The organism is Rahnella sp. ChDrAdgB13 (genome assembly GCF_017655185.1).
In the GTDB taxonomy this organism is placed as follows: domain Bacteria; phylum Pseudomonadota; class Gammaproteobacteria; order Enterobacterales; family Enterobacteriaceae; genus Rahnella; species Rahnella contaminans.
The window spans coordinates 25,482-49,746 of record NZ_JAEMGT010000018.1; the positions used below are offsets into that span (position 1 = coordinate 25,482).

At 53.1% G+C, this 24,265-nt stretch carries 24 protein-coding genes; 18 read left to right on the forward strand and 6 right to left on the reverse strand.

From position 1 onward, the window contains the following. Positions 1-26 precede the first annotated feature (26 nt). The 4 genes from J8X26_RS06570 (at position 27) to J8X26_RS06585 (ending at position 3,748) form a co-directional block, all read left to right on the forward strand. Positions 27-935, forward strand: coding sequence for a LysR family transcriptional regulator (locus tag J8X26_RS06570; protein ID WP_208950482.1), 909 nt, complete (start codon positions 27-29; stop codon positions 933-935). 28 nt (positions 936-963) lie between these two features. Then, positions 964-1,455 (forward strand): GNAT family N-acetyltransferase, encoded by a 492-nt coding sequence (locus tag J8X26_RS06575; protein ID WP_165058528.1) that lies wholly within the window; start codon positions 964-966, stop codon positions 1,453-1,455. A 112-nt stretch (positions 1,456-1,567) separates the two neighbouring features. Further along, on the forward strand, positions 1,568-2,047 hold the full coding sequence (locus J8X26_RS06580; protein WP_208950483.1) for a 2TM domain-containing protein: 480 nt from the start codon (positions 1,568-1,570) through the stop codon (positions 2,045-2,047). A 138-nt stretch (positions 2,048-2,185) separates the two neighbouring features. Further along, complete coding sequence (locus J8X26_RS06585; protein WP_208950484.1) at positions 2,186-3,748, forward strand: sensor domain-containing diguanylate cyclase; 1,563 nt, start codon at positions 2,186-2,188, stop codon at positions 3,746-3,748. Between the two features lie 76 nt (positions 3,749-3,824). On the opposite strand, the gene J8X26_RS06590 is transcribed toward J8X26_RS06585, so the two are convergent. Together J8X26_RS06590 and J8X26_RS06595 are read right to left on the reverse strand one after the other, a co-directional pair. Beyond that, positions 3,825-4,097: a hypothetical protein gene (locus tag J8X26_RS06590; RefSeq protein ID WP_165058524.1), complete on the reverse strand. Its 273-nt coding sequence runs from the start codon at positions 4,095-4,097 to the stop codon at positions 3,825-3,827. Positions 4,098-4,187: 90 nt separating this feature from the next. After that, the gene (locus tag J8X26_RS06595; RefSeq protein ID WP_208950485.1) at positions 4,188-4,901 is read right to left on the reverse strand and encodes a DUF3053 domain-containing protein; all 714 of its coding nucleotides are present in this window, start codon (positions 4,899-4,901) and stop codon (positions 4,188-4,190) included. Positions 4,902-5,070: 169 nt separating this feature from the next. Here J8X26_RS06595 and J8X26_RS06600 point away from each other — a divergent pair, with 169 nt between their 5' ends. Both J8X26_RS06600 and cspA read left to right on the forward strand, forming a co-directional pair. Then, a complete protein-coding gene (locus J8X26_RS06600; RefSeq protein WP_152324732.1) occupies positions 5,071-6,141 on the forward strand; it encodes a DUF1615 domain-containing protein in 1,071 nt (356 codons plus the stop codon). Between the two features lie 365 nt (positions 6,142-6,506). Then, positions 6,507-6,719, forward strand: a complete 213-nt coding sequence (gene cspA / locus J8X26_RS06605; protein ID WP_101076387.1) for an RNA chaperone/antiterminator CspA — start codon at positions 6,507-6,509, stop codon at positions 6,717-6,719. Positions 6,720-7,360: 641 nt separating this feature from the next. Here the strand turns inward: cspA and J8X26_RS06610 are convergent. From J8X26_RS06610 to J8X26_RS06620, 3 genes are all read right to left on the reverse strand, one after another. Beyond that, positions 7,361-7,498 carry a hypothetical protein gene (locus J8X26_RS06610; RefSeq protein WP_165058520.1) on the reverse strand — a complete coding sequence of 46 codons (138 nt, stop codon included), beginning with the start codon at positions 7,496-7,498 and terminating at the stop codon, positions 7,361-7,363. Between the two features lie 474 nt (positions 7,499-7,972). After that, positions 7,973-8,176, reverse strand: a complete 204-nt coding sequence (locus tag J8X26_RS06615) for a hypothetical protein (protein ID WP_152324596.1) — start codon at positions 8,174-8,176, stop codon at positions 7,973-7,975. Between the two features lie 135 nt (positions 8,177-8,311). Continuing rightward, on the reverse strand, positions 8,312-9,562 hold the full coding sequence (locus tag J8X26_RS06620) for an OFA family MFS transporter (protein WP_165058518.1): 1,251 nt from the start codon (positions 9,560-9,562) through the stop codon (positions 8,312-8,314). Between the two features lie 362 nt (positions 9,563-9,924). Here J8X26_RS06620 and J8X26_RS06625 point away from each other — a divergent pair, with 362 nt between their 5' ends. The 6 genes from J8X26_RS06625 to J8X26_RS06645 all read left to right on the forward strand — a co-directional run bounded on the left by J8X26_RS06625 (position 9,925) and on the right by J8X26_RS06645 (position 15,896). Beyond that, complete coding sequence (locus J8X26_RS06625) at positions 9,925-10,974, forward strand: iron ABC transporter permease (RefSeq protein ID WP_152324594.1); 1,050 nt, start codon at positions 9,925-9,927, stop codon at positions 10,972-10,974. Next, positions 10,971-11,732, forward strand: a complete 762-nt coding sequence (locus J8X26_RS06630) for an ABC transporter ATP-binding protein (RefSeq protein ID WP_165058516.1) — start codon at positions 10,971-10,973, stop codon at positions 11,730-11,732. Before J8X26_RS06625 ends, J8X26_RS06630 begins: the two co-directional genes overlap by 4 nt. 14 nt (positions 11,733-11,746) lie before the next feature. Next, entirely contained in the window at positions 11,747-13,879 is a 2,133-nt protein-coding gene (locus J8X26_RS06635; RefSeq protein ID WP_374101271.1) for a TonB-dependent receptor, read from the forward strand. A gap of 7 nt (positions 13,880-13,886) precedes the next feature. Further along, on the forward strand, positions 13,887-14,900 hold the full coding sequence (locus tag J8X26_RS06640; RefSeq protein WP_208950486.1) for an ABC transporter substrate-binding protein: 1,014 nt from the start codon (positions 13,887-13,889) through the stop codon (positions 14,898-14,900). Between the two features lie 156 nt (positions 14,901-15,056). After that, positions 15,057-15,287, forward strand: coding sequence for a hypothetical protein (locus J8X26_RS27625; RefSeq protein WP_152324591.1), 231 nt, complete (start codon positions 15,057-15,059; stop codon positions 15,285-15,287). A 51-nt stretch (positions 15,288-15,338) separates the two neighbouring features. After that, positions 15,339-15,896, forward strand: coding sequence for a DNA-binding protein (locus tag J8X26_RS06645; protein WP_208950487.1), 558 nt, complete (start codon positions 15,339-15,341; stop codon positions 15,894-15,896). Positions 15,897-15,903: 7 nt separating this feature from the next. Here J8X26_RS06645 and J8X26_RS06650 read toward each other — a convergent pair whose 3' ends face one another. Then, positions 15,904-16,680, reverse strand: coding sequence for an alpha/beta fold hydrolase (locus tag J8X26_RS06650; RefSeq protein WP_152324589.1), 777 nt, complete (start codon positions 16,678-16,680; stop codon positions 15,904-15,906). A gap of 345 nt (positions 16,681-17,025) precedes the next feature. Between J8X26_RS06650 and J8X26_RS06655 the strand changes: the two genes are divergently transcribed. The 6 genes from J8X26_RS06655 (at position 17,026) to glnB (ending at position 24,213) form a co-directional block, all read left to right on the forward strand. Then, positions 17,026-17,424, forward strand: coding sequence for a hypothetical protein (locus tag J8X26_RS06655; protein WP_229893528.1), 399 nt, complete (start codon positions 17,026-17,028; stop codon positions 17,422-17,424). A gap of 183 nt (positions 17,425-17,607) precedes the next feature. Continuing rightward, positions 17,608-19,554, forward strand: a complete 1,947-nt coding sequence (gene mrdA / locus J8X26_RS06660; RefSeq protein WP_152324588.1) for a penicillin-binding protein 2 — start codon at positions 17,608-17,610, stop codon at positions 19,552-19,554. Between the two features lie 588 nt (positions 19,555-20,142). Then, positions 20,143-21,579, forward strand: coding sequence for a HAMP domain-containing sensor histidine kinase (locus J8X26_RS06665; protein ID WP_208950488.1), 1,437 nt, complete (start codon positions 20,143-20,145; stop codon positions 21,577-21,579). Positions 21,580-21,610: 31 nt separating this feature from the next. Continuing rightward, the gene (gene qseG, locus J8X26_RS06670) at positions 21,611-22,387 is read left to right on the forward strand and encodes a two-component system QseEF-associated lipoprotein QseG (protein ID WP_235937325.1); all 777 of its coding nucleotides are present in this window, start codon (positions 21,611-21,613) and stop codon (positions 22,385-22,387) included. Beyond that, positions 22,384-23,721, forward strand: a complete 1,338-nt coding sequence (glrR, locus tag J8X26_RS06675) for a two-component system response regulator GlrR (RefSeq protein ID WP_208950489.1) — start codon at positions 22,384-22,386, stop codon at positions 23,719-23,721. Before qseG ends, glrR begins: the two co-directional genes overlap by 4 nt. Positions 23,722-23,874: 153 nt before the next feature. Beyond that, positions 23,875-24,213, forward strand: a complete 339-nt coding sequence (gene glnB, locus J8X26_RS06680) for a nitrogen regulatory protein P-II (RefSeq protein ID WP_013574351.1) — start codon at positions 23,875-23,877, stop codon at positions 24,211-24,213. The last annotated feature ends 52 nt before the right edge of the window (positions 24,214-24,265 follow it).

A 24,265-nucleotide genomic window follows, 5' to 3' on the forward strand; every position in this document is an offset into this window, starting at 1 on the left:
ACAAATGTCCGCAATGAGAGGTGGCAGTGGAAAGTCTGAGCAGCCTGAATGTGTTTGTACACGTCGCGGAAACCCGCAGTTTTGTTGCGGCCGGTCGCCTGCTGGGCGTTTCCGCCTCGGCGGTGGGCAAAACTATTGCGCGCATGGAAGCCAAGCTGAATGTTCGCTTGTTTCACCGCAACACCCGCAGCGTGACGCTGACGGCAGAGGGCGCGCTGTTTCTCGAGCGCAGCCGCCGGATTGTTGCTGAACTGGAAGCGGCGGAAAGCGAGTTGTTGCAGCTTTCCGAATCCCCGCGTGGTCGTTTGCGGCTGAGCCTGCCGCAGGTCAGCACGCTGCTGTTGCCAGTGCTGGGCGAATTTATGCGGCGTTACCCGGATATCGAACTGGATCTTGATTTCACCGATCGCATTGTGGGTGTGGTGGACGAAGGGTTTGACGCCGTGGTGCGCACCGGTCAGATGGCGGATTCGCGCCTGTCAATGCGTAAACTGGGGACGTTTCGCCATTTACTGGTGGGTTCACCGGCGTATTTCAAAGAGTATGGCGTTCCGGTTTCGCCGCCCGATTTGCTGAACCACCGGTGCCTGCATTTTCGTTTCCCAAACAGCGGAAAGCTGGAAACCTGGCCGCTTTCCGGATATCAGGATCTGGCTCTTCCGGTTTCGATGGTTTGTAATAATATCGAGACGCGCCAGTGTTTTGCGTTGCAGGGCCTGGGCATTACGTGTCTGCCGGATTTCAGTATCCGCAAAGAGCTGGCAAAGGGGCAACTGGTCACCGTGCTCAATGAGTATGTCAGCCGCAGCGCCGACTTTTTCATTCTCTGGCCGTCGGGTAGGTATATGACGCCGAAACTGCGGGTGCTGATCGACTTTCTCAGCGAGCGGGTTTTCCCTGAAATCCCGGAACTGGCTTTACTCTGTCCTAATTAACCGTGTCTGTAATGTAGGGAGTTTTTTGATGAACAACGCTGTTGTAATTGAACGTTTTTCTGCCGCTGACCAGCGCGGCGTGGTAGAGGTGATTTTGCCTATTCAGAATCAGGAGTTTGGTATACCGATCACTGAACACCAGCAGCCAGATCTGAGCGATATTCCGCAGTTTTATCAGCAAGGTTCCGGCGATTTTTGGGTGGCCAAAAGTTGCGGAAAAGTGGTGGGTACGCTGGGGCTGAAGGATATCGGTAATGCGCAGGCGGCGTTGCGCAAAATGTTTGTCAGTGCGCCCTACCGTGGTCGGGAATTTGGGGTGGCTGCATTGCTGCTGAATACGTTGTTGCAACACGCGCAGTCTGAAAACGTCAGGGACATTTTTCTGGGTACAACCGACAAGTTTCTGGCGGCGCATCGCTTTTACGAAAAAAACGGATTTGAGGAAGTGACAGTACCTGAACTGCCGCAAGCTTTCCCACGGATGGCTGTAGACAGCAAGTTCTATAAGCTAACTTTCTGATTGTAAAAGTTGTCACTAAGCTGTCGTGTAGATGTCAGGTTGCTGACGTGTTGATTGCCGGTCACGTATTGCATGCTGTTTCTGTGTTCAACATTCACGTAAAGGTAAGAATATGAATCAGAGCAAAATCAGACAACTCAGGATCTCCCGCGCGTGGTCGCAGGAACAGCTGGCAGAACTTTCTTCACTCAGCGTGCGCACCGTTCAGCGTATCGAAAACGGCGAACAGGCGAGCCTTGAAACGCTCGGTGCGATTGCGGCAGCGTTTGATATCAAGGTTTCAGAACTGACAGAAAACGATCCGCAATTTGGGGCGACGCCCGAACAGGCGCTGGACGGTCAAATCGAAAAAGCCAGAAAGCAGGTTGAGGAAGAAAGCGGGTTTTACCGTTCGGTGGTCTTCTGGGCGGTGATCAATATCGGTTTGTTTGCGATTAACCATTACACCTCGCCTGATACCCTCTGGTTCGTCTGGCCGCTGTGTATCTGGGGCGGCATTTTGGTGATCCGCGGACTGGGGATTTTTGTGTTCCGCGGCTCCGTCGAACGCTGGCAAAAAGCGCGTTTACAGAAACTGATCCGCAAGCCGTGATGTGCGGGCGTCATAATTAGGACAGAGTGCTGCCTGCAAATTCAAAGAAGACCGCCCTGACTGAGACATATCAAATTTCCGGCTGAACATGCTGCTATCCTCTGTAGTATTCATGGTTATCAGCTCAACGGACAGAGAATGGATCAGCCCCGGCGGTTTGCATTTACTCTTAAAAGACTGATATTGCTTCTGGCTCTGGTGAGTACGCTCATCATTTTGCTCAGCAGCTATCTGGCTATTTTTCAGGTCGAGAGAAAACTTCTTATCGATTCCTCGCTGCGCGCCAGTCAGTCCTACGCGGCGCGACTGTCCCTGACGGCCGATCTTTTCTTCAATGCGGCGCAAAAACAGCTGGCCTTCAGCGCCGGTTTGCTGGGCGAAGAGTTCGATAATCTTTATGCCGTCGCCGAAGAAGCGGACCGTTTGCAGATCCAGAGCAAGCGCTACAGTTCTGTTCTGGTGGTGGACAAATCCGGCGTGGTTCGCGCGGCGTCGAGAAACTCCGCCAATATGACCGGTCTCAGGCTGGTGTCAGACGCCAACACGCAGGCGCTGACCACGCAAAATCCGGTGATCAGTTCCCCTTTCCGCACCGCACAAAATAATCACATTATTGCCATGTCAGTACCCATCCGTAATACGCGGGGAAAGTATCTCGGCTATCTGGTGGCGGAAATTACCCTGCAACAGGGCGGCATTATTGATTCGCTGATCAACGCCCGCAATTACCGCAAGGACGCGTATATCTACGTGATCGACAACGAAGGCGACGTGTTGTACCGCGCCGCTGACGGCTGGACGGAAAGTACGCCTCAGGGAAACGTGAACAAAGCGCTGCTCGAAGGCCGCGATCAGGGTTTCCTGCACATGAAAAATTTGCAGGGCGAAGATTCTCTGGCCGGGTTCTCCACGATGGAAATCTCAGGCTGGACGGTGCTGGTGCTGCATCCGGCGCGGGCTGACGTCGTGCTGCTGTATCAGGTGATGTTGCAGGTTCTGATTTATACGCTGCCATTTGTCATTCTGGTGTTTATCGTGATCTGGCTGCTGGCGCGCTACATTTCCCGCCCGCTGCGCCAGCTCGCGTCGAAAGCCGACACCATGGATTCACAAGATGTGTCGGCAGAAATTCAGCAGATTAACGCCTGGTATTATGAAGCGTCGAAGCTGAAAAGCGTGATGTTGCAGGGCATCCGCCTGTTACATCAGCGCATTGAGAAGCTCAGTACGCAGGCGCATACCGACCCGATGACCGGCCTGCTGAACCGGCGCGGGTTGTATGAACAGGTGGATAAGTTGCTCGGCGAGGAGTCGCAGATCGGGGTGATCACCCTCGATATCGATCACTTTAAGGTGATCAACGATACGTTCGGGCATGACGTGGGAGACGCAGTGATTACGCAGCTTTCGCGTCTTATTTTGGGAAACTCGCGCGATGACGATTTGCTGTGTCGCATGGGCGGGGAAGAGTTTCTATTGCTGCTGCCGGGCACCTCACTGACGCGGGCGGTTCAGCTGGCGGAACGGTTGCGACGTCAGGTCGCCGGGCAGAATTTTGAAGGTGCAGGAAACGTGACGATTTCGCTGGGCGTAACCCATTTTAATCCCGCAAAAGTGAACATCGACAGCGCGCTGAAATCGGCAGACAAGGCTTTGTATCAGGCGAAAAATGACGGGCGGAACCGCGTGGTGAGCCGTTAATGCGTTGAAGGGAGTTATCGTAAGGTTACTGTAAAAAGGCCCGGTTTTTGACCTGGCCTTTTGTATTGCGTATCGCTTAGCGGCTGCCGGGCAGCAACGATTCTGCACATTTGAAGACATCTTCACGGAATTTCCGCGAGGCGTCGTCCAGATCGGCCTGATTGGCGACGTCGGCACGGTTAGCTTCCAGCGCCTGATTGACGGCCACGGTAAAGGCATTTTCCTGACTGGCGTTCAGCACGTTGCCCACGCTGCCAAACAGCAGGCGCATGGCGGAAATCTGCACCAGCAGTTCACGGTTTACGCGTTCAAGCTGGTCTACACGTTTCGTCAGGGTTTCGTCGTTCATGGGTGTCTCCTTATTTAATTGCCGCACACCATAGCAAAAGCACCGGCATGAAAAAACCACCTTGCGGCGGCGATGGGGACGTCTTCCGGTTTAACGCACCATTTGCTGCATCTGGCGGCTCAGTTGCATCAGCTGCGCATTCAGCGGCACCAGTTGCTGCTGGATGGCGTTGTATTTATCCAGCTGCTTCTGGTTGGCAAATTGCAGGCGATTGCCGGTAATGGTGACATTTTTCCCCTGGCTTTTGATGAAGTCGGCTTTTGCCACAATCAGGTTGAGCACCTGGGGCAGCAAATCAAAGACTTGTTCGGTGACGGCCGCCGGTTTGCTTATCGTTTTCTCATAGGCCAGGTCGTACACTTTTTTCAGGTCATTCGGCTGCCTGAGCGCCGCGTGCTGCGTGTCGGCCTGCGTTTTGAGCAGCACGATTTTCTCTTTCCAGTTCGCGCTGCTGTCGGCCATTTTTTTCAGGTCGTCGCGTTGATCAAGCAGGTTATTCACACTGTTAACGCCGTTCATTCCGGCAAAAACCGGCACCAGCGAGGAATCCAGCTCGATATTCATCTGATGATGGAAGCCGGTAATGATCGCGTAATCTTTGCTGTAATCGCCAAACTCTTTGGTTTGTGCCTGCGTCAGTTGAGGGACGGCTAAAACCGGCTTGTCCAGAATGCGGGACTGGAGAAAATCCATGAAGGCTTTGCGCTGGGCCGGTTCTTTGTCGCCGCATCCGCTGACCACAAAAATCATCAGCAGCAGCATAAAAGGCATCAAAAATGCGCGGCTAAAGTGTGAGTTCTGCATAAATTCCTTGCTCCGTAAGCTCCGTTATCTGGATCCTAACCTTACTGAGAAAGGCTATTTTTTGCTAGATAGTTGCCGATATCTTCGTTAACGTCTTCGGCAAAGCCATTGATTCAGGGAATGTTTAACGTTGAACGTAAAGCGATTTTCAATTAACCGATCTGCCGTGATGCTGGCTGTGATGATCCTCGCCGGATGTACAACGGGAAAGAAAACCGAAGCGCCTGTGCAGAATCCGCGTGACGTCAAAGCCGATATCGTGCGGCTGATGCCGTCTTCCGCACCGGACAGAAAAGGCTGGGCGACGGACATTACCGCCGCTTTCACCGCGCAGGGTATTCCGGCGACGACGGAAAATATCTGTTCGGTGCTGGCGGTGGCGCAGCAGGAATCGAATTTCAATGCTGATGCGCCGGTACCGGGGCTGGGAAAAATCGCGTGGAAAGAAATCGATCGTCGCGCGGATGCGGTTCATGTGCCGAATTTCCTGGTTCACACCGCGCTGCTGATTAAATCTCCGAACGGAAAGTCCTACAGCGAGCGGCTGGATAACGTAAAAACCGAGAAGCAGCTCAGCGCCATTTTTGATGACTTTATAAACATGGTGCCGATGGGGCAGAAGTTGTTCGGGAATCTGAATCCGGTGCATACCGGCGGGCCGATGCAGGTCAGCATCGCGTTTGCCGAAGAACATGCCAAAGGCTACCCGTACAAAATTGACGGCACAATCCGCAATGAAGTGTTCAGCCGTCGCGGCGGCGTCTATTTCGGCGTGAAGCATCTGCTGGGGTATCCGGCCAGTTATTCCCAGCCGCTGTACCGTTTTGCTGATTTTAATGCCGGGTGGTACGCCAGCCGGAACGCGGCTTTCCAGAGCGCGGTGAGCAAGGTGACGGGAATTCCGCTGGCGCTGGACGGTGATCTGATTAACTACGGCACCGATAAACCGGGCGGCACGGAGCTGGCGGTGAGAACGCTGTCGAAGCGGCTGGACATCAGTCATTCAGCCATACGTAAAGCGCTGGAGAAGGGCGAGCAGCCGGAGTTTGAGGAAACCAACTTGTACAAACAGGTTTATGCGCTGGCGGATAAAACCACCGGTAAGCGTCAACCCCGCGAGTTGTTGCCGGGGATTACGCTCGAAAGCCCGAAAATCACCCGCAAGCTGACCACCGCGTGGTTCGCAAAGCGGGTAGACGGACGCCGCGCGGATTGTATGAAACGCGCATCTGCCGGGTAATCCACTGGGGGAATATTCCTAAAGCCCGCTGATTTTCAGCAGGCTTTAGGTTTTATCATCAGCCTGTAGCCACCGTCAGCGGCGGGTTGCGCGTTATTTCCCAACGAATATAAATTGCGTCAATATAATAGCGATGAAATAAAAGCTTGCTTAATAAATCCCCCTGTGTGTAAATAGCGTCAACGGTTTGTAGTTAAGACCTATTTATGTAAGACATTTTAGTAAAGTAGTTCCTGGTTCAAGTGATATAGCAAATCCTTTCTCCGACGAATTTCCTTCTCTGATGCATCCATAAGTATTTCAAATAAAAACAGACCCCTATTGCCCTATGGCATCATAAAATAAAAACGAAGAAGGTATTTCCTATGTCTACTAAAATGACTGGTTTAGTAAAATGGTTCGACGCTGGTAAAGGTTTCGGTTTCATCAGCCCTGCAGACGGCAGCAAAGACGTGTTTGTTCACTTCTCTGCAATTCAGAGCAATGATTTCAAAACCCTGGACGAAGGTCAGAACGTTGAGTTCACCATCGAACAAGGCCAGAAAGGCCCATCAGCCGGTAACGTTGTCGTTCTGTAATGTCGCCAGATATTGAAAGTAATCACTCTGCAATAGCGAAGATGGGGCAAACCCGGAGCAGCCAGAATAATTAATTCAGTATCGACATGAATAATGACAAAAATAAGCCCTGGCCAACGCCGGGGTTTATTATTTGAAAGCTTCCAGAATTATTTCGGGAGCCACAACAGAAAAGCCGGTTAGCATATTTTATTCATTTAGCCGTTTTTTCTGTTGTGACAAGGCCGTGCTCAGGCCGCGTAATGTTGGAGTGTACGATGAACGCTTACGCCATAATGTGACAGCCGGGAAAGCACCGGCAAATTCCCTTCATCCTTTGGGCTGGCTCTGCGTTGGCTGCCTTCACTCACCCCAGTCACATACTTATTGTATGCTCCCGGGGATTCGCTCCGTTGCCGCCTTGCTCCCACCCAAATGATTTCGGGAATTGGCTACGGTGTCTGTGTTTCAAAATCTAAAAATTTCCTGAAAAAAAGCCAAAAAAAAGCCCGCACACGGCGGGCAAAATAACAGGGTTCTACAGGGGTATTACACAGGGACTTAACACAGGAACATCACACAACATTTGATGGATTTAAGATAACAAACGCTGTGTATGGTTTTGTCATTGTCCGGTAATGTTACTCCAGTAGATGTAAGCCTTATTTGTCTGCGTAATGACCAATGATCTGATCTATTTTGGCGTCAGCCATCGCAATTCCCTTCTGTATCAAAGACTCAGAGCCGATACTCGCCAGCACAATAACCGCAGCAACAATCATTAATCCTTTCCAGGTCATGATTTTCCCTTCCGTTTGTCACAGTGAATGGCAGCATTATGCGGCGATACGCAAAGTATCGCCACCGGGCAGGGCAAAACAATGAAAAGGCGTTAAGCGCCTAAGTGGCCGACGGTGAAGTAAGTGACCAGGCCGACGATGACCAGCAGCGCAATCGCCGCAGCGGTGTAGAGGATGATGCGTTTGGGGCTGTAAAATGCCATAAAAATATCCTTATTTATCCGTGGTGTTCAACGTTGCTGGATTAGAAAAGTTCCATCATCAGTGCCATCACGTAGCCGATTCCTACAGAACCGCCCGCCATGATTAACCAAAATGCTGTTGCCTTCATTTCACACTCCTTGTGCGTGTTGCGGGACAAATCGCCCGAATGATCGATTTCAGGACGTGATTATAACAAACATATAATCCGTATGGATAATTATCCGTTCTAATTTTAGACACTTTACCGGAGTAAGGGTGGCTTTTGTGATCTTATTTCAGATAGTCGCTGCGGGAAGTCAGTTTGCTGTGTGCGCTGGAGTCCAGTGTGGTGGACGGGCGGGAACCGCTTTCGCTGGCTTTGCGGCTAAGTTCAGAAGCCACTTCCTGTGCGCTGGAAGGGTAAGCCACGGCGAAACTGTTCATGGCGGTCATCGCCAGCATAAGACTGAAAAGAGCGAGGGTGGTGCGTTTCATTAACGGGTGTCCGGTCTGTTCACATTTGTTCATAGGATTTTCGTGAATCAGCAACCGGCTTTATATGCTTCACTCATAAGAAACGGGAGCAAATTATGCTCCCGTTCATCATTTATGATGCGTACAGCTGCTGCTTTACACGTGCTGGAGCGTATTATGACCGGCTTCTGATTTATTCGGTAAGCGAATCGTGGCAGAAAGAACCAGTGATACGATCAATAGTGCGGTGATGATGCTAAACGTTACTGCGAAGCCGCCGAACAAAGACGCCACCAGAGAAGCGAAGATGCTGCCGATACCGAAGCCGAGGTAAAGCAGACCGTAGTTTTTGGTCATGTTGTTCAGGCCGAAGAAATCGCTGACCAGTGAAGGATACACGGTGATGGTACCGCCGAAGCTGAAGGCCACACAGGCAACGGAGATGAAGAACATCGTTTCGTTCATGTGGGTGAACAACATCATGCTCATACCGGCCAGGGAAACGATCTGTGCGATGGAGATAACGCGGATACGCTGCATTTTGTCAGACAGAACGCCCAGAACCAGACGGCCGCTCAGGTTAGCAATCGCTATCACGGTCACGGCGTTCGCGGCGGTCAGTGCGTCCAGTTTAACCAAACTCTGGCCGATATCTTTTGCCACACCAATCACGTACAAACCGCTCATGCAGGCTGTCAGGAACATCAGCGCCAGCATCCAGTATTGCGGAGCGCGCACCGCTTCAGCCAGCGTGAAATCACGGCTGTCATTGCTGCTATCGTTCAGGCTGTTTTCTTCGCGGGTCACATCGGCGGTTTGCTGTTTCGGCGCATCTTTCATCATCATCGCACCGACAATCACCATCACCATCGCCACGCCACCCCAAATCATGAAGGTGTTTTGCAGGCCTTCGGTTGCCAGTAAATGCCCGCAAACGAATTTGAATAACAGGCTGCCTAAACCGTAAGCACCGATTGAACAGGCTGAAATCAGGCCTTTACGTTCAGGGAACCATTTTACGCAGTTGGTCAGTGTCAGCAGGTAACCGGCGCCATCCGCCAGGCCGACCAGCACACCGGCGCTGATGTACAACATGATCACGTTGTCAGAATGCGCGGTCAGGAAGAACCCGGCGGCCATCAGTATACCGGCGGCGATAGTCACGGTACGTACACCGAAACGTTCCTGAAGTTTACCGGCGACGGAAGAGGCGAGAGCCAGACACAAGCTCAGGATCCCGAAAGTCAGTGCCACACGGCTGATAGGTTCGCCCAGCTTCTCGGACAACTGGCCGTTGAACAGGCTCCAGGTGTAAACGGAACCCAGAGCAAGCTGAGTAAGAATGGTACCGACCAGTGTCAGCCAGCGGGTACGGTTGGTGTTCTGCATGTCAGATTTGTCACTCATAGCGGGTTCTCCCGAGCGAAGTAGATTCAATTAACTGTCGCTATGATAGTCCTCGTGAATAAACGCAGTTCATTTGCGGCGTGAGATGCATGAGTTGTGGAATGAAATGCATCTCACGAGGCATGAGTCGCCATTTTGGCGTCAAAAACACCCTGAAATTGGACTTAAAACGTGGCTGCAGCCCTTGCGGGGCGCGGGTTTTAGTTGATCTGGATCACTAATCCTTCAATTAACCTTTTCGTGCATTCTCACAAGTTTTGTTACAAACCTTTCGTTGTATCATTTGGTACATAACGTTGTGCTCACGGTCATTTGGTCGTACCCTTCCGGCACTTCCTCTTTTTACTTTCAGTGCTAATTAAATGACTTCTTCAGCGGAACGGGCGCGCGCGTCACATTTTCAACGTGCCCGTATTCTGACGCCATCGCGGATTTTTATTCTCAGCCTGCTGCTGTTACTGGGCGGAATCATGTATTCACTGACGATTGGCCGATATCCGATTTCATTTGCTGAGCTGATTGGTTTTTTCCATGCAGATGCGTCAGCACCGCGATATGGGCTGTTGCACAACATCATTATCGATTCACGCCTGCCGCGCATTCTGGCCGCGGTGCTGGTCGGTGCCGGTTTGTCCGTTTCCGGCGCGGCTTATCAGGCCGTATTCCGCAATCCTCTGGTGTCGCCCGGTTTACTCGGCGTGCTGAGCGGCTGCGCGTTTGGTGCATCGCTCAGCATTGTGTCCGGGCTGAACGGTTTGTGGATCCCCGCGCTGGCTTGTTTGGCCGGTTTACTGGCGGTCGTACTCGGCGTGGCGATTGCCAGCCTGTTTGCTTCACCGTCCATTCTTATGCTGATTCTGGGCGGCATTATCAGTAGTGCGCTGTTCACCGGATTGCTGTCGATCGTCAAATATGTCGCCGATCCGCAGGATCAGTTGCCAACCATTATTTACTGGATGTTGGGCAGTCTGAGTGCGGTAGACAATCATGCGTTGTGGGTGACAGCCCCGGTGCTGGTTATCGCGATTGCGCTGCTGGCGGGGCTCGGACGGGTGCTGGACGTCATGACGCTCAGCGAAGATGAAGCTTACAGCCTCGGTATTCCGGTTCGTTTTTATCGCTACGGCATTATCGTGCTGGCGACGCTGATATCTGCCCTGACTGTCAGCATTGCGGGCATGGTCGGCTGGGTCGGATTGCTGATCCCGCATCTGGCACGGCTGCTGGTAGGTGCGAGTAATGTCTGGCTGTTGCCGGTTTCAGTGTGTCTCGGCGGCTGTTTTTTGCTGTTGTGTGACGGGCTCGCACGCACGCTGGCTCCGGGGGAAATTCCGCTGGGGATCATTACCGAATTACTCGGCGCACTGGCGTTTATTGCTTTGCTGAAATACGTCCGCGGGGGCTGGCTATGATTATCTCCGCCCGCGACCTCTGCTATTCACTGCCTCAGCGCCCGCTGCTCAGCGATATCTCGTTTGATCTTTATGCCGGGGAATGCGTGGCGCTGCTCGGTGCTAACGGTGCCGGGAAAAGCACGCTGCTGAAGCTGCTTTTGCGGCTTTTGTCACCGGAAAGCGGCAGTCTCCGGCTGGCGGGAAAACCGCTGGAGACCATGAAACGCCGCGAAATCGCCCGGCATATCGCTTATGTGCCGCAACATCATCAGCCGCATTTTCCGTTTACCGCCTGGCAGGTCGTGATGCAGGGCCGGTTGCCGGTGAACGGCCTGGCTCGCAGCCCTTCGCCACGGGACATTTCCCGCGTTGAAAATGCGTTTGAAGAGAACGGTATTGCGCATCTGGCTTCGCGGATTTACACCCATCTTTCCGGCGGTGAGCGCCAGCGCGTGCTGATCACCCGCGCATTAGTGCAGGACACGCCGGTGATTTTGCTCGATGAACCGGTGAATGGCCTCGATTATGGCCACCAGCTGCATCTGCTTTCGCAACTTAAGACCCTCGCCTCGCAGGGCTACACGTTGCTGATGATTACCCATCAACCTGAACACGCACTGATGGCCGCCAGCCGGGCATTAGTGCTGCATGAAGGTCGGCTGATAGCCGACGGTGTGCCATCCGATGTCGTGGATAGCGCGCTGATTTCCCGCATTTATCAGGCACAGGTACAACAAATCGACCTGAACAGCGGACATCGTTTTTTTATTCCTTAAGGGATTGATTACAAATGCAAAGAAAAATAAAAGCGCCGTTAGTGGCTGGCGCCTGTGGTCTTCTATTGTCTGCAGGTACTGCGCTGGCAACAGTAACGACCGACACGATGACTGTGAATGGCAATGTGAAAAATGGGGAAACGGCGTCGGGTGACCCTTCGGCCTCAGATTCACAAACCGCGACCGTCGGCGTTCTGGGCAAACGTGATGTGCTGAATACGCCGTACTCCGTGCATTCTGTGCCGGAAAGTATCATTACCCGCCAGCAGGTAAAAAGCGTCAAAGACGTTTATAAATATCTGCCGTCCGTGCAGGGTGACGGCGCCCGCCCGCAGACGCGCGGGATCCAGGGCAGTGTGGTGCAAAACTCTATGATCGACGGCCTGAACGTCGTCTCCACCACAGATTATCCGGCCGAGCAGTTCCAGCAGATTGAAGTGCTGAACGGGCTGGCGGGATCGCTTTACGGCCCGGCAAACCCGGCAGGGATGTTTAACTTCGTTTCCAAACGCCCGGGATATACCACCAAAAACAGCATTACGCTGGGAATGGGCACCGGGATTTCCGGTCTGGGTGCGCTGGATTTAAGCGGTCCGCTTGATGATGGCGAACGTGTTCGTTACCGGCTGAATCTGCTTAACGATCAGGGCGGCAGCTATACCTCCGGCAGCCGCAAGAAACGTCAGCTCGCCAGCCTGGCGCTGGATTTTCAGCTGACGGATCAAACCGTGCTGGAAACCAATTTCAGCTATTACCGTTATGAGGAAAAAGGCTTGCCGGGCACGTTTGCGCTGGCAAGTGGCGTAGCCTTCCCGAAAGCCATGAACCCGACGCAGCGTAACCTGGGGCAAACGTATGCCGGGAATGACAACCACACCAGCACTTACAGCGCTCATCTTAAACATGATTTTGATGGCAACTGGCAGTCTGATATTGGTTTCCTGCATCAGGTGGCTGACCGTCAGTCCACGGCGGTGACCAATACGCTGGTCAACAATAAAGGGGATTACAAAACTACGGTATCCAGCGCCACGGCGACCCGTTTTGTGATCAACAGTTATATGGCGACGTTGAACGGTTCACTGAATACCGGCTGGCTACAGCATGATTTATCTTTCGGTATGCGCGGTTTTGTGTGGAAAAACTATAACCCGATCAACGGTGGTACGGCGACGCTGGGCAGCGGAAACATTAATAATCTGCAAAGTTTCCCTGAACCCGCATATCCGGACTTCTCTAACCGTTATCAGTCTGCAACCAGCACTCAGCAGGCGTTTTCCGTCGGTGATACGCTGACCTTCTCGCCAAAATGGAGCCTGCTGGTGTCGGGCAGCGAAAGTTTCCTCACCTCTGCCAACTACGCCAAAACCCGTCAGCGCACCAGCGATTCGAACGACAGCGGTTTCAGCGGTTCAGCCAGCCTGATGTATAAGCCGGTTGAAAACCTGACGCTCTATACAACCTATGCCGACAGCCTGCAACAGGGCGATACAGCTCCGGCTGGTTCGACCAACGCCGGGCAAATCACCGCGCCTTACCGCAGCAAACAGATTGAAGTCGGCAGCAAACTGCGCGTCGGCAAGACCAATCTGTCGGCGGCGCTGTTCCAGATTGATCGCCCGTTTGCGTACACGCTGGAAGACGGCGAATTCGCCAACGACGGCAATCAGCGTAACCGCGGCCTTGAGCTGATGGCCGACGGCAACGTCAGCCGCGACGTGCATATTTACGGCGGCGTGACGATCCTCGATCCGAAACTGCGCGATACGGCGTCCTCTTCCAGCGATAACAAACAGATCGTCGGGTTATCCCGCGTGACCGCAAACCTGCTGACCGTCTGGAGTGTGCCAGCCGTCGAAGGTCTGGATCTGGATACCAACGTGCATTACGTCGGCAAACGTCCGACAGACAATGCCAACGACAACTGGGTCGGCAGTTACGCCGTCTTTGACGCCGGCAGCAGCTACCGCACGCGTCTGTTCAATACCAACACCACGTTCCGGTTTGACCTGACCAACCTGACTAACCGCCATTACTGGACCAACATCGTGCCGGGCGGCCTGAACGGTTACAGCGGCGCGGGCAATGCGTCCGCACAACTGGGTGCACCGCGTATGGCGCAGGTTTCCATGCAGCTCGAGTTCTGAGGATAAAATGAAATTACCGACACGTTTGATTCTGGCGGGCGCGCTGAGCCTGCTAAGCCTGAGCGGCTACAGCGCCACCCGCGAAGTGACTGATGATGCGGGCCATCAGGTTATTCTGCCCGCGAAAACTGACCGGATCGCCGACGCCTGGTACGCACATCATTCTTTGCTGATGACGCTGGGCGCGGGCGGCAAGATTGTGGCGACGGTCAATCATCCGGAAAGTCAGCCGTGGATGTTCCGCGTTCAGCCTTCGCTGAATCAGGCGTTGTCGGTAAAAGGCACCACGTTTAATGCCGAAAGTTTGCTGGCGGAAAAAGTGGATGTGGTGTTTGTCAGCGCGGGCAACCGGGATGCGGTGGCCTTGCGGCAGGCGGGTTTACCCGTTATCGAAATGAAATTTACCGATTTTGATTCAATGAAACATTCCCTGCGTACAACCGCGCAGGTGCTGGGAACGCCTCAGGCGGCGCAGCGTGCCGGAGATTACATTCATTATCTTGACGACAATCTTCAGGCCATCAGCGCAAAAACGGCAAGTCTGACCCAACAGCAACGCCCGCGAGTGCTGCACATTCAGTCACTTAATCCGCTGAAAGTCGATGGCAGCGATACGCTGATTGACCAGTGGATCCGCGTCGCCGGTGGCCGGAATGCCGCCGAAGGGCTGAAGGGCAACATGCAGCCGGTTTCTGCCGAGCAACTGCTGGCGTGGCAACCGGATGTGATCATTCTGGCGGCCAGCGCCGGGGATATCTCAACCTCCGCTTATGCCAGCCAGTTTGCATTGCTGGACGCAGTGAAAGCGGGGCGTGTGTGGCGAAATCCGGCAGGTGTTTTCCCGTGGGATCGCTACGGTACCGAAACGGCATTACAGATCCAGTGGGTTGCACAAAAACTGCATCCGCAGCTTTTCCCGACGCTGGATATTGTGAAAGCGACGCAGGATTTCTACCGCCGGTTCTTCGATTATCCGCTGACGCCAGGGGAAGCGGAGGAGATTATCGCAGGAGAGTTTTGAGGGCGAAATCAGGCGAGGATATATATTTTTCCTAATGTCATTTTTTCAAGGTTTTCGCCACTGATGCGGGGATACACTTCCGGCGTGCATGAGGACGTATGCATATGGCTGTTGACGAATGTCAACGGGTGATTATACTACAGCCACAGGAGGCCAATGAAGGCGCATCCTAATAAGCATATTCACGCAGCCGTTGAATATGCCATTTCTAAAGGCTGGCATTTTGTCGCTGGCGGCAGCAGTTCACACTGTTTCGGACGGGTTCGTTGCGGTATTCCTGCACATCGCGAACATATGATGAGCATCTGGTCTACCCCGCGAAATCCGGAAAACCATGCCGTGCAAATTATCAGAAGGGTTGATCATTGTTCTCCTGATAAGACATAACACTCAGGCGGGAAACCGCCTTTTTAGCAATTATCCGGACAACGAGGTTTTGTGGCACCTTTTAACTTCACGCTGACGCTTTCAGGCGTTACATCTGATACAGAAAAACTGGAAGATGCGCTCTTTGAGAGCGGCTGCGATGACGCGCTGATTTCTTTCTATGGAACGTCGGTCTATCTGGAATTTGACCGGGAAAGCACTTCATTCGCGAAAGCGCTGCTGACGGCGATCCGGGATATTGAATCTGCGGGCCTGAATGCACGTGTCGAGTCGGTCGATTCGGCGCTGGTCGGGCTCAGCGATATTGCGGAGCTGACCGGGCGGACCCGCCAGTCGGTGGCATTATTGAAAGACGGATCTCGCGGATCCCGTAATTTCCCTAACCCTGTTCAGCGGCTCAAAGGAAACTCACCGCTCTGGCGCTGGAAGAGTGTGGTGGATTGGCTGGTCGCAGAGGGAAGATTACCCGCCGGAGATCATCGTGTGGAAGGTTCCCGCATCCTGGAAAATATCAATCTGGCGCTACAGTTACGTTCTTCTTCTGAGCCCAAACAGGTTAAGCAATTTGCACACCTGCTTGAGCATCAGAATGAAATGACTGATTTGTAATACGTACTTATAAAACTTCTGCATTCAGCGCCGCATTGATTGCCGCCGCGACGCCGGTGGGATTTTCCCACATCATCGAATGACCTGCCTGCGGTACCACGGTGGTATGCACACCATGCTGAGGCAAAATCGCGACATCAGGTTCTGGCAGTGAAAACTCGCCAAACAAAACGGTGGCCGGCATTTCCAGGTTGTAGAGCTGTTCGCGCCACGACGTCGGTTCGCCATTGACCAGCCCGACGGCTTGGCGGTGAATGGCCAGCGGAGACGCCACGCTCATCGATCCCGCCCAGACGGGATCATTGCTGCGCACGGCGACATTAATCAGATGCGCGTGGCCTTTAGCCAGATAGTCTTCTTCTGAATATTCCGCGACTGCGCGGCTGAATATTCCGCCGCCTGCATCGAGATTGGGTTCAGCAACAATCAGGCGCTGAATCAGGTCAGGCCGCTGCGCCGCTACCATGATGGCAATACTGCCGCCCATGCTGTGGCCGATTAAATTGACCTGCGGTACGCCGAGGCTTTCCAGTAATGCGATGACGCACAGCGTATGATCCTGCAGGCTGTAGCTGAAATCCTGCGGTTTATCACTGAAACCGGAACCGGCTAAATCCAGCAGGAACGAACGGCGCGGGCGCAGTGATGCATCGGTCGCGACGCGTGGGAAATCGCAGGATGCCGCGCATCCCAGACCGTGGATAAAGACCAGCGGGACGCCCAGACCTGACAACTCATGGAAACGTAAGACCATTTCCGTTCCGGGTACTTTGAAAGATTTCATCTCAATCCTTTGTTAACTGCTCAAGTGCAATCTGCGGATTATAGGCAGGATTTTTCTGAGCAGCAGTACAAAAAACAAGTAAACGAACAGAGCCATCCGTTTTACTTCGAAGTGTTCACGCATTCATTTATCAGATTTCTGTTTCAGTTAAATTTTGGAATATTCCCGACCGCCTCCGGCGGGGTAATCAGTAGCGATAATCGTCAGCGGATCCTCTGCATGTAGCTTCATATTTGTCTAAAAAAACGCCGTTCATACCGCGTACAGTCCCGAATTTGGCTTAAAGTATTTAGCCCGTGAAAATATCTTTTGCGGGCTCTTTTCATCGGGCAGCCAAGTGATAGCATGGAACTCTTGCTCACTTTATGGATTTATCTGATGGTCAGGTTAGGCGGTTGTGTGGCGGTTGTCTTGGCGCTGGCGTCGTTTTCAGCATCGGCTGTCACGCAGTATCAATGTGTTTTAACGCATCATACGCAGTCGGATGACGGCAATGATGTTTCTGAAGTTGTGAATAAAGATGCGCGTGTTTATGACGCCGGAAATACGTTCAGTTTTTCCCCGGACGGCAGCAAAATGGTGACCAGTCCTGAACTGACGGACATTATCGGTAAAGACAATCAGCCGATGAAAGCCGGTGCGCAGGATAATCTGATGTATATCCATGTAAAAGACAGCTTCGTGGTTGCGACGCAAACCGAAGGTTATGTTTATGGCGACTGCAAGGTCAACACGGCGAAGTGATGCGCGGCATATTTCGCCGGAATAACCTGTCGTTAATAAATAGAAACACTCCTGCCACTTCATTAGCACACTTCTTATAGTCGCCCGTTTCCCGACGGGCTATCCTTGCGCACTTTTCCAGCCCCGAATTTTTCTTTTTTTCGCCCGCTTTAAGAAGCAGACAATAAAGGTATTTGCCCGCTTATGGCCTTACTTAACGACGAAATCCGCGACCATACCGCAGAGTCCGTCCTTTTCGTTCGTCGCGCCGTGATCGCGTTTCTGGTTGTGGCCTTAATGTCTGCCGCTCTGGTCTTCAATCTGTATCATTTGCAGGTCGGAATGCATGATTTTTACCAGACCCGCTCGAATCAGAATGACATCAAAATGCTGCCGATTGCCCCGAGCCGCGGGTTGATCATGGACCGCAATGGCGTGGTGCTGGCGCAAAATATTACGCTTTACCAGATTCAGGTGATCCCCGGAAAAGTGCCGGATCTTAAAGCAACCCTGAATGCACTCAAACCCATTGTCGATCTGACGCAGGACGATCTGGACAGCTTCCATGACGCGATGATTCATGGCCGTCACTTCGCGCAAATACCGTTAAAACTGGCGCTGACCGACGTCGAAGTCGCCCGTTTTTCTGTGAACCAGTTTGATTTCCCCGGTGTTTCAATCAGTACTTATCAGCAGCGTCGTTATCCGTACGGTGCGGAGCTGGCGCATGTCGTCGGTTATGTGTCGAAAATCAACGATAAAGACGCGAAACGCCTCGATGAAGAAGGAATTGCGGAGAACTACGCGGCTGACCACGATATTGGTAAGCAGGGCGTTGAAAAGTATTACGAGAATATTCTGCATGGCCGCACGGGTTATCAGGAAGTGGAAGTGGATAACCACGGGCACGTCGTGCGCCTTCTCAAAGAAGTGCCACCGCAGGCCGGGCAAAATATCTACCTGACGCTGGATCTCGGTCTACAGCAGTACATCGAGAAAGTCCTGAAAGGGCAACGCGCCGCCGTGGTGGTGATGGATCCGCGGGATGGTGGCATCAAAGCAATGGTCTCGAGCCCGAGTTATGATCCGAATCCGTTTGTGAACGGAATTTCCAGTAAAGAATACAGCGCGTTGCTGAAAAACCCGGATCTGCCACTGATTAACCGCGTGACACAGGGACTGTATCCTCCGGCCTCGACGGTTAAACCGTTCATGGCAACGTCTGCCTTATTTGAAGGGGTGATTACACCGCAAACCACTTTCTTCGGCGCACCGACCTGGACGCTGCCGGGCACCGAGCGTCATTACCGCGACTGGCTGAAAACCGGCCACGGCCTGCTGAATGTCACCAAAGCCATCGAAGAATCCGCCGATACGTTCTTCTATCAGGTGGCGTATGAAATGGGCATCGACCGCATTCATACCTGGCTGAGCAAGTTCGGTTACGGGCAGTCCACCGGTATCGATCTCGACGAGCAATATAATGGTGTTCTGCCAAGCCGCGAATGGAAGATGAAGGTTCATAAAAAAGGCTGGTATCAGGGGGATACCGTTTCGGTGGGCATCGGCCAGGGTTATTGGGTTGCGACGCCAATCCAGATGGTGCGTGCGCTCAGCGCGCTGGTGAATAACGGCAAACTTGAAACACCGCATCTGCTCTATTCTTCAAAAAGCGGCAAAGTGATCACACCCTATAAAATGCCGCCGACGCAGCAAATTGCCGATGGCAAATCGCCAATCTGGGGAATAGTGAAAAACGGTATGTTCGGAATGGCGAATTTCCCGAACGGTACCGGTTATAAACTCTTCCACACCGCGCCTTATCAGATCGCCGCGAAATCAGGGACGTCTCAGGTATTCAGCCTGCGCGAGAATCAGGTCTATAACGCCAAAATGACGCCTGTCCGCCTGCGTGACCATATTTTCTATACGGCATTTGCGCCCTATAAACATCCGACAGTGGTGATGGCGCTTATTATGGAGAACGGTGGGGGCGATGGCGTGGTCGCCGGGCCGACGGCGCGCGCCATTCTTGACCATATCTTCCTGCCGCCGCAGGCCACGATGTGTGACCCGGCGAAAGCAGACAATCCGGCAGACTGCGAACAACCGGTACCAACCCCGAATTCACTGGGGTTCAGCGAGCACTGACAGGCTCTTAATCAATCACTGATAACGTGATGTCATTAAATGGCGACAGATGCAGTTTGTTGTGTCGTCATTTGGCGACATTTAAGTAAATGATTAAAAACAACTTTATATTTAAGTAAAAAACATGTTGGGAAATGACGACAGCAAGCGTGATTTTTATGCAAAGATCGCAGCCATTTTTTGAATGAGATATTCACTGATAAATAAAAGTTGTTAATTATCAGTTGCATGTAATTTAAATATTATAACTGGCACGCTTCGTGCTATATTCTGGCAGTTGCTCATTCACCTGATTATGACTTGCTCACGCGAAAGCGTTGATATGCTCATAATGCCCGAATGACGCCAAAGAAACGGTGCCTATCGTTCACCCGACCGATAATCGTTGCGTAAGCACGTTATCAAGCATCGAACGACACGTTGAGTGAGGCACCACCTCTTCCGGTTTGCTGGATATCCATCAGGATATCCAGCAATACCACTCCTTCGGATGCTTCCTGTTTCTTTCAAATCCTCTTTCACAATCTCTGTGACACACTGGCTGTTCAAACCGTTGTCAGTTAGCATGCTTTATCTGTGGAAAATGAGATGAATGCGTTGAAAAGAGGACGTTTATTCCCCGGTTCTTTACGTCAGCTGGTATTGATGGCGTTCCTGTTAGTTCTGTTGCCGTTACTGGTGCTGGCCTGGCAGGCTTATGACAGCCTCGACCAGCTCAGCCGTCAGGCGGCGCATATTAACCGCACGACATTAAGCGATGCGCGCCGCAGCGAATCCATGTCCAGCATCGCGCTGGAAATGGAACGCAGCTACCGCCAGTATTGCGTTCTCGACGATCCGACGCTTTCCCGCCTTTATCAGAATCAGCATAAACAATATTCGCAGCTGCTGGATGCGCACGCCTCTGTTCTGCCGGATTTACGTTACTACCAGACGCTGCGCACATTGCTGACGCAGATGACCGAACCCATCTGCCACAATAATGCGCCGGATAATGACTCTTCCGCGCGGCTGGAAAATTTTTCGCGCACGAATGCCGAAATGGTTCAGGCGACCCGTGAAGTGGTCTTTTCCCGCGGCCAGCAACTTCAGCGTGCGATTGCCGAACGCGGCCAGTTCTTTGGCTGGCAGGCGCTGGTGCTGTTTCTGCTCAGCGGGGCGCTGGTGGTGCTGTTTACCCGTATGATTATCGGGCCGGTGAAAGGCGTGGAGAGAATGATCAACCGGCTGGGCGAAGGGCGTAATTTGGGGGATGTCACGCGGTTTAAAGGTCCGCGCGAAATCCGTTCTCTGGTGCAGCGTATCGTCTGGCTGAGTGAACGTCTGGCGTGGCTGGAATCACAGCGACACGAATTTTTACGTCACATTTCCCATGAGCTCAAAACGCCGCTCGCCAGCATGCGCGAAGGCACGGAGCTACTGGCCGATGAAGTCGCTGGACCGTTGACGCCGGATCAAAAAGACGTGGTGGCGATACTCAACAGCAGCAGCCGTCACCTGCAAACGCTGATCGAACAATTGCTCGATTACAACCGCAAACTGGCAGATGCGCCCGCGCTGAGCGTGGCTGTCGATCTGAAAACCTTAGTGAATGACGTCGTGATAGCGAACAGTCTGCCCGCGCGCGCCAAAAAGATCCGCAGCGAAGTCGTTATCGAAGCGTCACAATGTCTGGCGGAACCTACACTGCTTAAGCGCGTGCTGGATAATCTCTATTCCAATGCGGTGCACTACGGGGCTGAATCCGGTACTATTTGGGTCCGCAGCCGGGAAGAAGCAGGGCGGGTGGTTATTGAGGTGGCAAACACCGGAACCCCGATCCCCGAAGCCGAGCGCGTGATGATTTTTGAACCTTTTTACCAGGGTAGCCAGCAACGAAAAGGGGCTGTAAAAGGCAGCGGTCTGGGATTGAGCATTGCTCAGGACTGCATTCGCCGCATGCATGGAGAGCTGCAACTGGTTGCCGTTGAAGGTGCGGACGTTTGTTTTCGCATTGAATTGCCCCTGACGGCTGAGAAAAATTGATAATGATCCTATTTGCAGGCTGGTGCGGCCAATGAACGCATTAACCTTTATGTCGAAATTCGTTTCCCGTCTGGTGCGCGCCGTCGCTCGCCGCCGGGTTCTCCTTCTGAGTGCGCCACTGGCGCTGGCGGGCTGTGTGCAACATTCCGCCGATAACCGTTATTACCAGCAAGTTTCCGACCAGATTGTCCCTGACAGCAAAGTGATCGACTTCCGCATCGCACCCTGCGAAACCCTCTGGGCGCTTGATGACAGCGAAGCGATGACCAACTCACTGTACTGGCTGCGGGCGATGGATTGCGCCGATCGTATGAGCGATGCACAGGCGCGTTTCCAGGCACAGCAGATTTCGGCGACCAACTGGCAGCAGGCTTTCAAACAAAGTATTCTGCTGTCAGGTGCTGAACCGGATCAACAACAGCGCCGCGCATTGCTGGCTAAAGTGAGCGAATTCCGTGGTCAGATGCCGGGATCCATTCGTCCTCTGGTGCAGTTGTGGCGTGAGCGTCAGAATCTGCAAGTTGTGCTCGGTGATGAAAAAGCCCGCAACGCACGCCAGCAGACTGTCAATGAAGACAAACTTCAGCTGATGACTGCCGAACAACTGGTGCTGGAAAATAATTTAGCCGATACCCGCCGCAAGCTGGAAAACCTGACCGATATCGAGCGTCAGCTTTCCTCGCGTAAGCAGATCCAGGGCGATCTGCCGGACAACGACGCGACCTCGTCGTCAAAACCGGCCACCGGATCCACGGTGAAACCGGCAGAAACCTACGTGCCGCCTCCAAAGGAATCGAACGCAAAATGACGATACGTAAAGCAGCCAGCCTGTTGCTGGTGGACGACGATCCCAGCCTGTTAAAGCTGCTGGGCATGCGTCTGACCAGTGAAGGTTTTCGTGTCACCACCGCTGAAAGCGGTGCTGAAGCGTTGCGCGTATTGCACCGTGAACGAATCGATCTGGTGCTGAGCGATTTACGCATGGATGAAATGGATGGCATGGCGTTGTTCGCTGAAATCCAGAAATTCCAGCCGGGAATGCCGGTCATTATTCTGACGGCGCACGGCTCGATTCCCGACGCGGTTGCCGCCACACAGCAGGGCGTTTTCGGGTTTCTCACCAAACCGGTCGACCGCGATGCGCTGTATAGAGCCATTGATGAAGCACTGGCACAGTCCAGCCCGTCGGTGGATGAAAGCTGGCGCGAGTCGATTGTGACCCGCAGCCCGTTGATGTTGCGTTTGCTGGAGCAGGCCAATATGGTCGCGCAGTCTGACGTCAGCGTGCTGATCAACGGCCAGAGTGGAACGGGTAAAGAAGTGCTGGCACAGGCGATCCACGGCGCCAGCCCGCGCGGAAAGAACGCATTTATCGCCATCAACTGCGGCGCGCTGCCGGAACAGTTGCTGGAATCTGAATTATTCGGCCACGCCAAAGGCGCTTTTACCGGTGCGGTCAGCAGCCGTGAAGGGCTGTTCCAGGCAGCCAACGGCGGTACGTTGTTCCTCGATGAAATCGGCGATATGCCGCTGTCATTGCAGGTCAAACTGCTGCGCGTTTTGCAGGAGCGTAAAGTCCGCCCGCTGGGCAGCAATCAGGATATCGACGTCGATGTGCGGATTATTTCTGCCACGCACCGCGATTTGCCTAAAGCGATGGAAAAAGGCGAGTTCCGCGAAGATCTGTTTTATCGTCTGAACGTCGTGAGCCTGAAATTGCCAACGCTGAGCGAAAGGGCGGAAGACATTCCGCTACTGGCAAATTACCTGCTTCGCGTGGCGGCGCAGCGGCACAAGCCGTTCGTCCGCAGTTTTTCCACCGATGCGCTGAAACGGCTGATGGCGGCGAGCTGGCCTGGCAATGTGCGTCAGTTGGTGAACGTGATTGAGCAATGTGTTGCGCTGACTTCTGCGCCGGTCATCAGCGAAGCGCTGGTTCAGCAGGCGCTGGAAGGCGAGAACACTGCGCTGCCGACGTTTGCCGATGCGCGTAATCAGTTCGAACTGAATTATCTGCGTAAGTTGCTGCAAATTACCAAAGGCAATGTGACGCAGGCCGCCCGTATTGCCGGGCGTAACCGCACCGAATTTTACAAGTTGCTTTCCCGCCACGAGCTGGAAGCCACGGATTTTAAAGAGTAACGGGAATTTACTTTCAGCGGCATCGGGTACATTCCTGCCGCTGAACTATGATACCTTTAGCGCCTTCGCATGCTACGGCATCCGAAACCAGACTGTGAACCATGCTGCCGCTCAGGAAGGCGGGGAGCAAACGAATGATTATAAGGGTCCGCCATGAAAAAGATTGATGCGATTATCAAGCCGTTCAAACTCGACGACGTCCGCGAAGCACTGGCTGAAGTTGGGATCACCGGGATGACCGTGACCGAAGTGAAGGGTTTTGGTCGTCAGAAAGGTCATACCGAACTGTACCGTGGTGCGGAATACATGGTCGATTTCCTGCCAAAAGTAAAAATCGAGATTGTGGTAGCAGATGACATCGTGGATACCTGTGTTGAAACTATCATGACTACCGCGCAGACCGGCAAAATCGGCGATGGCAAAATCTTCGTGTTCGACGTGGCGCGCGTAGTGCGAATCCGCACCGGCGAGCAGGACGAAGAAGCTATCTGATTTCATTCCGCGTCTGAAACAGAAAAGGCTGACATTGCGTCAGCCTTTTTGC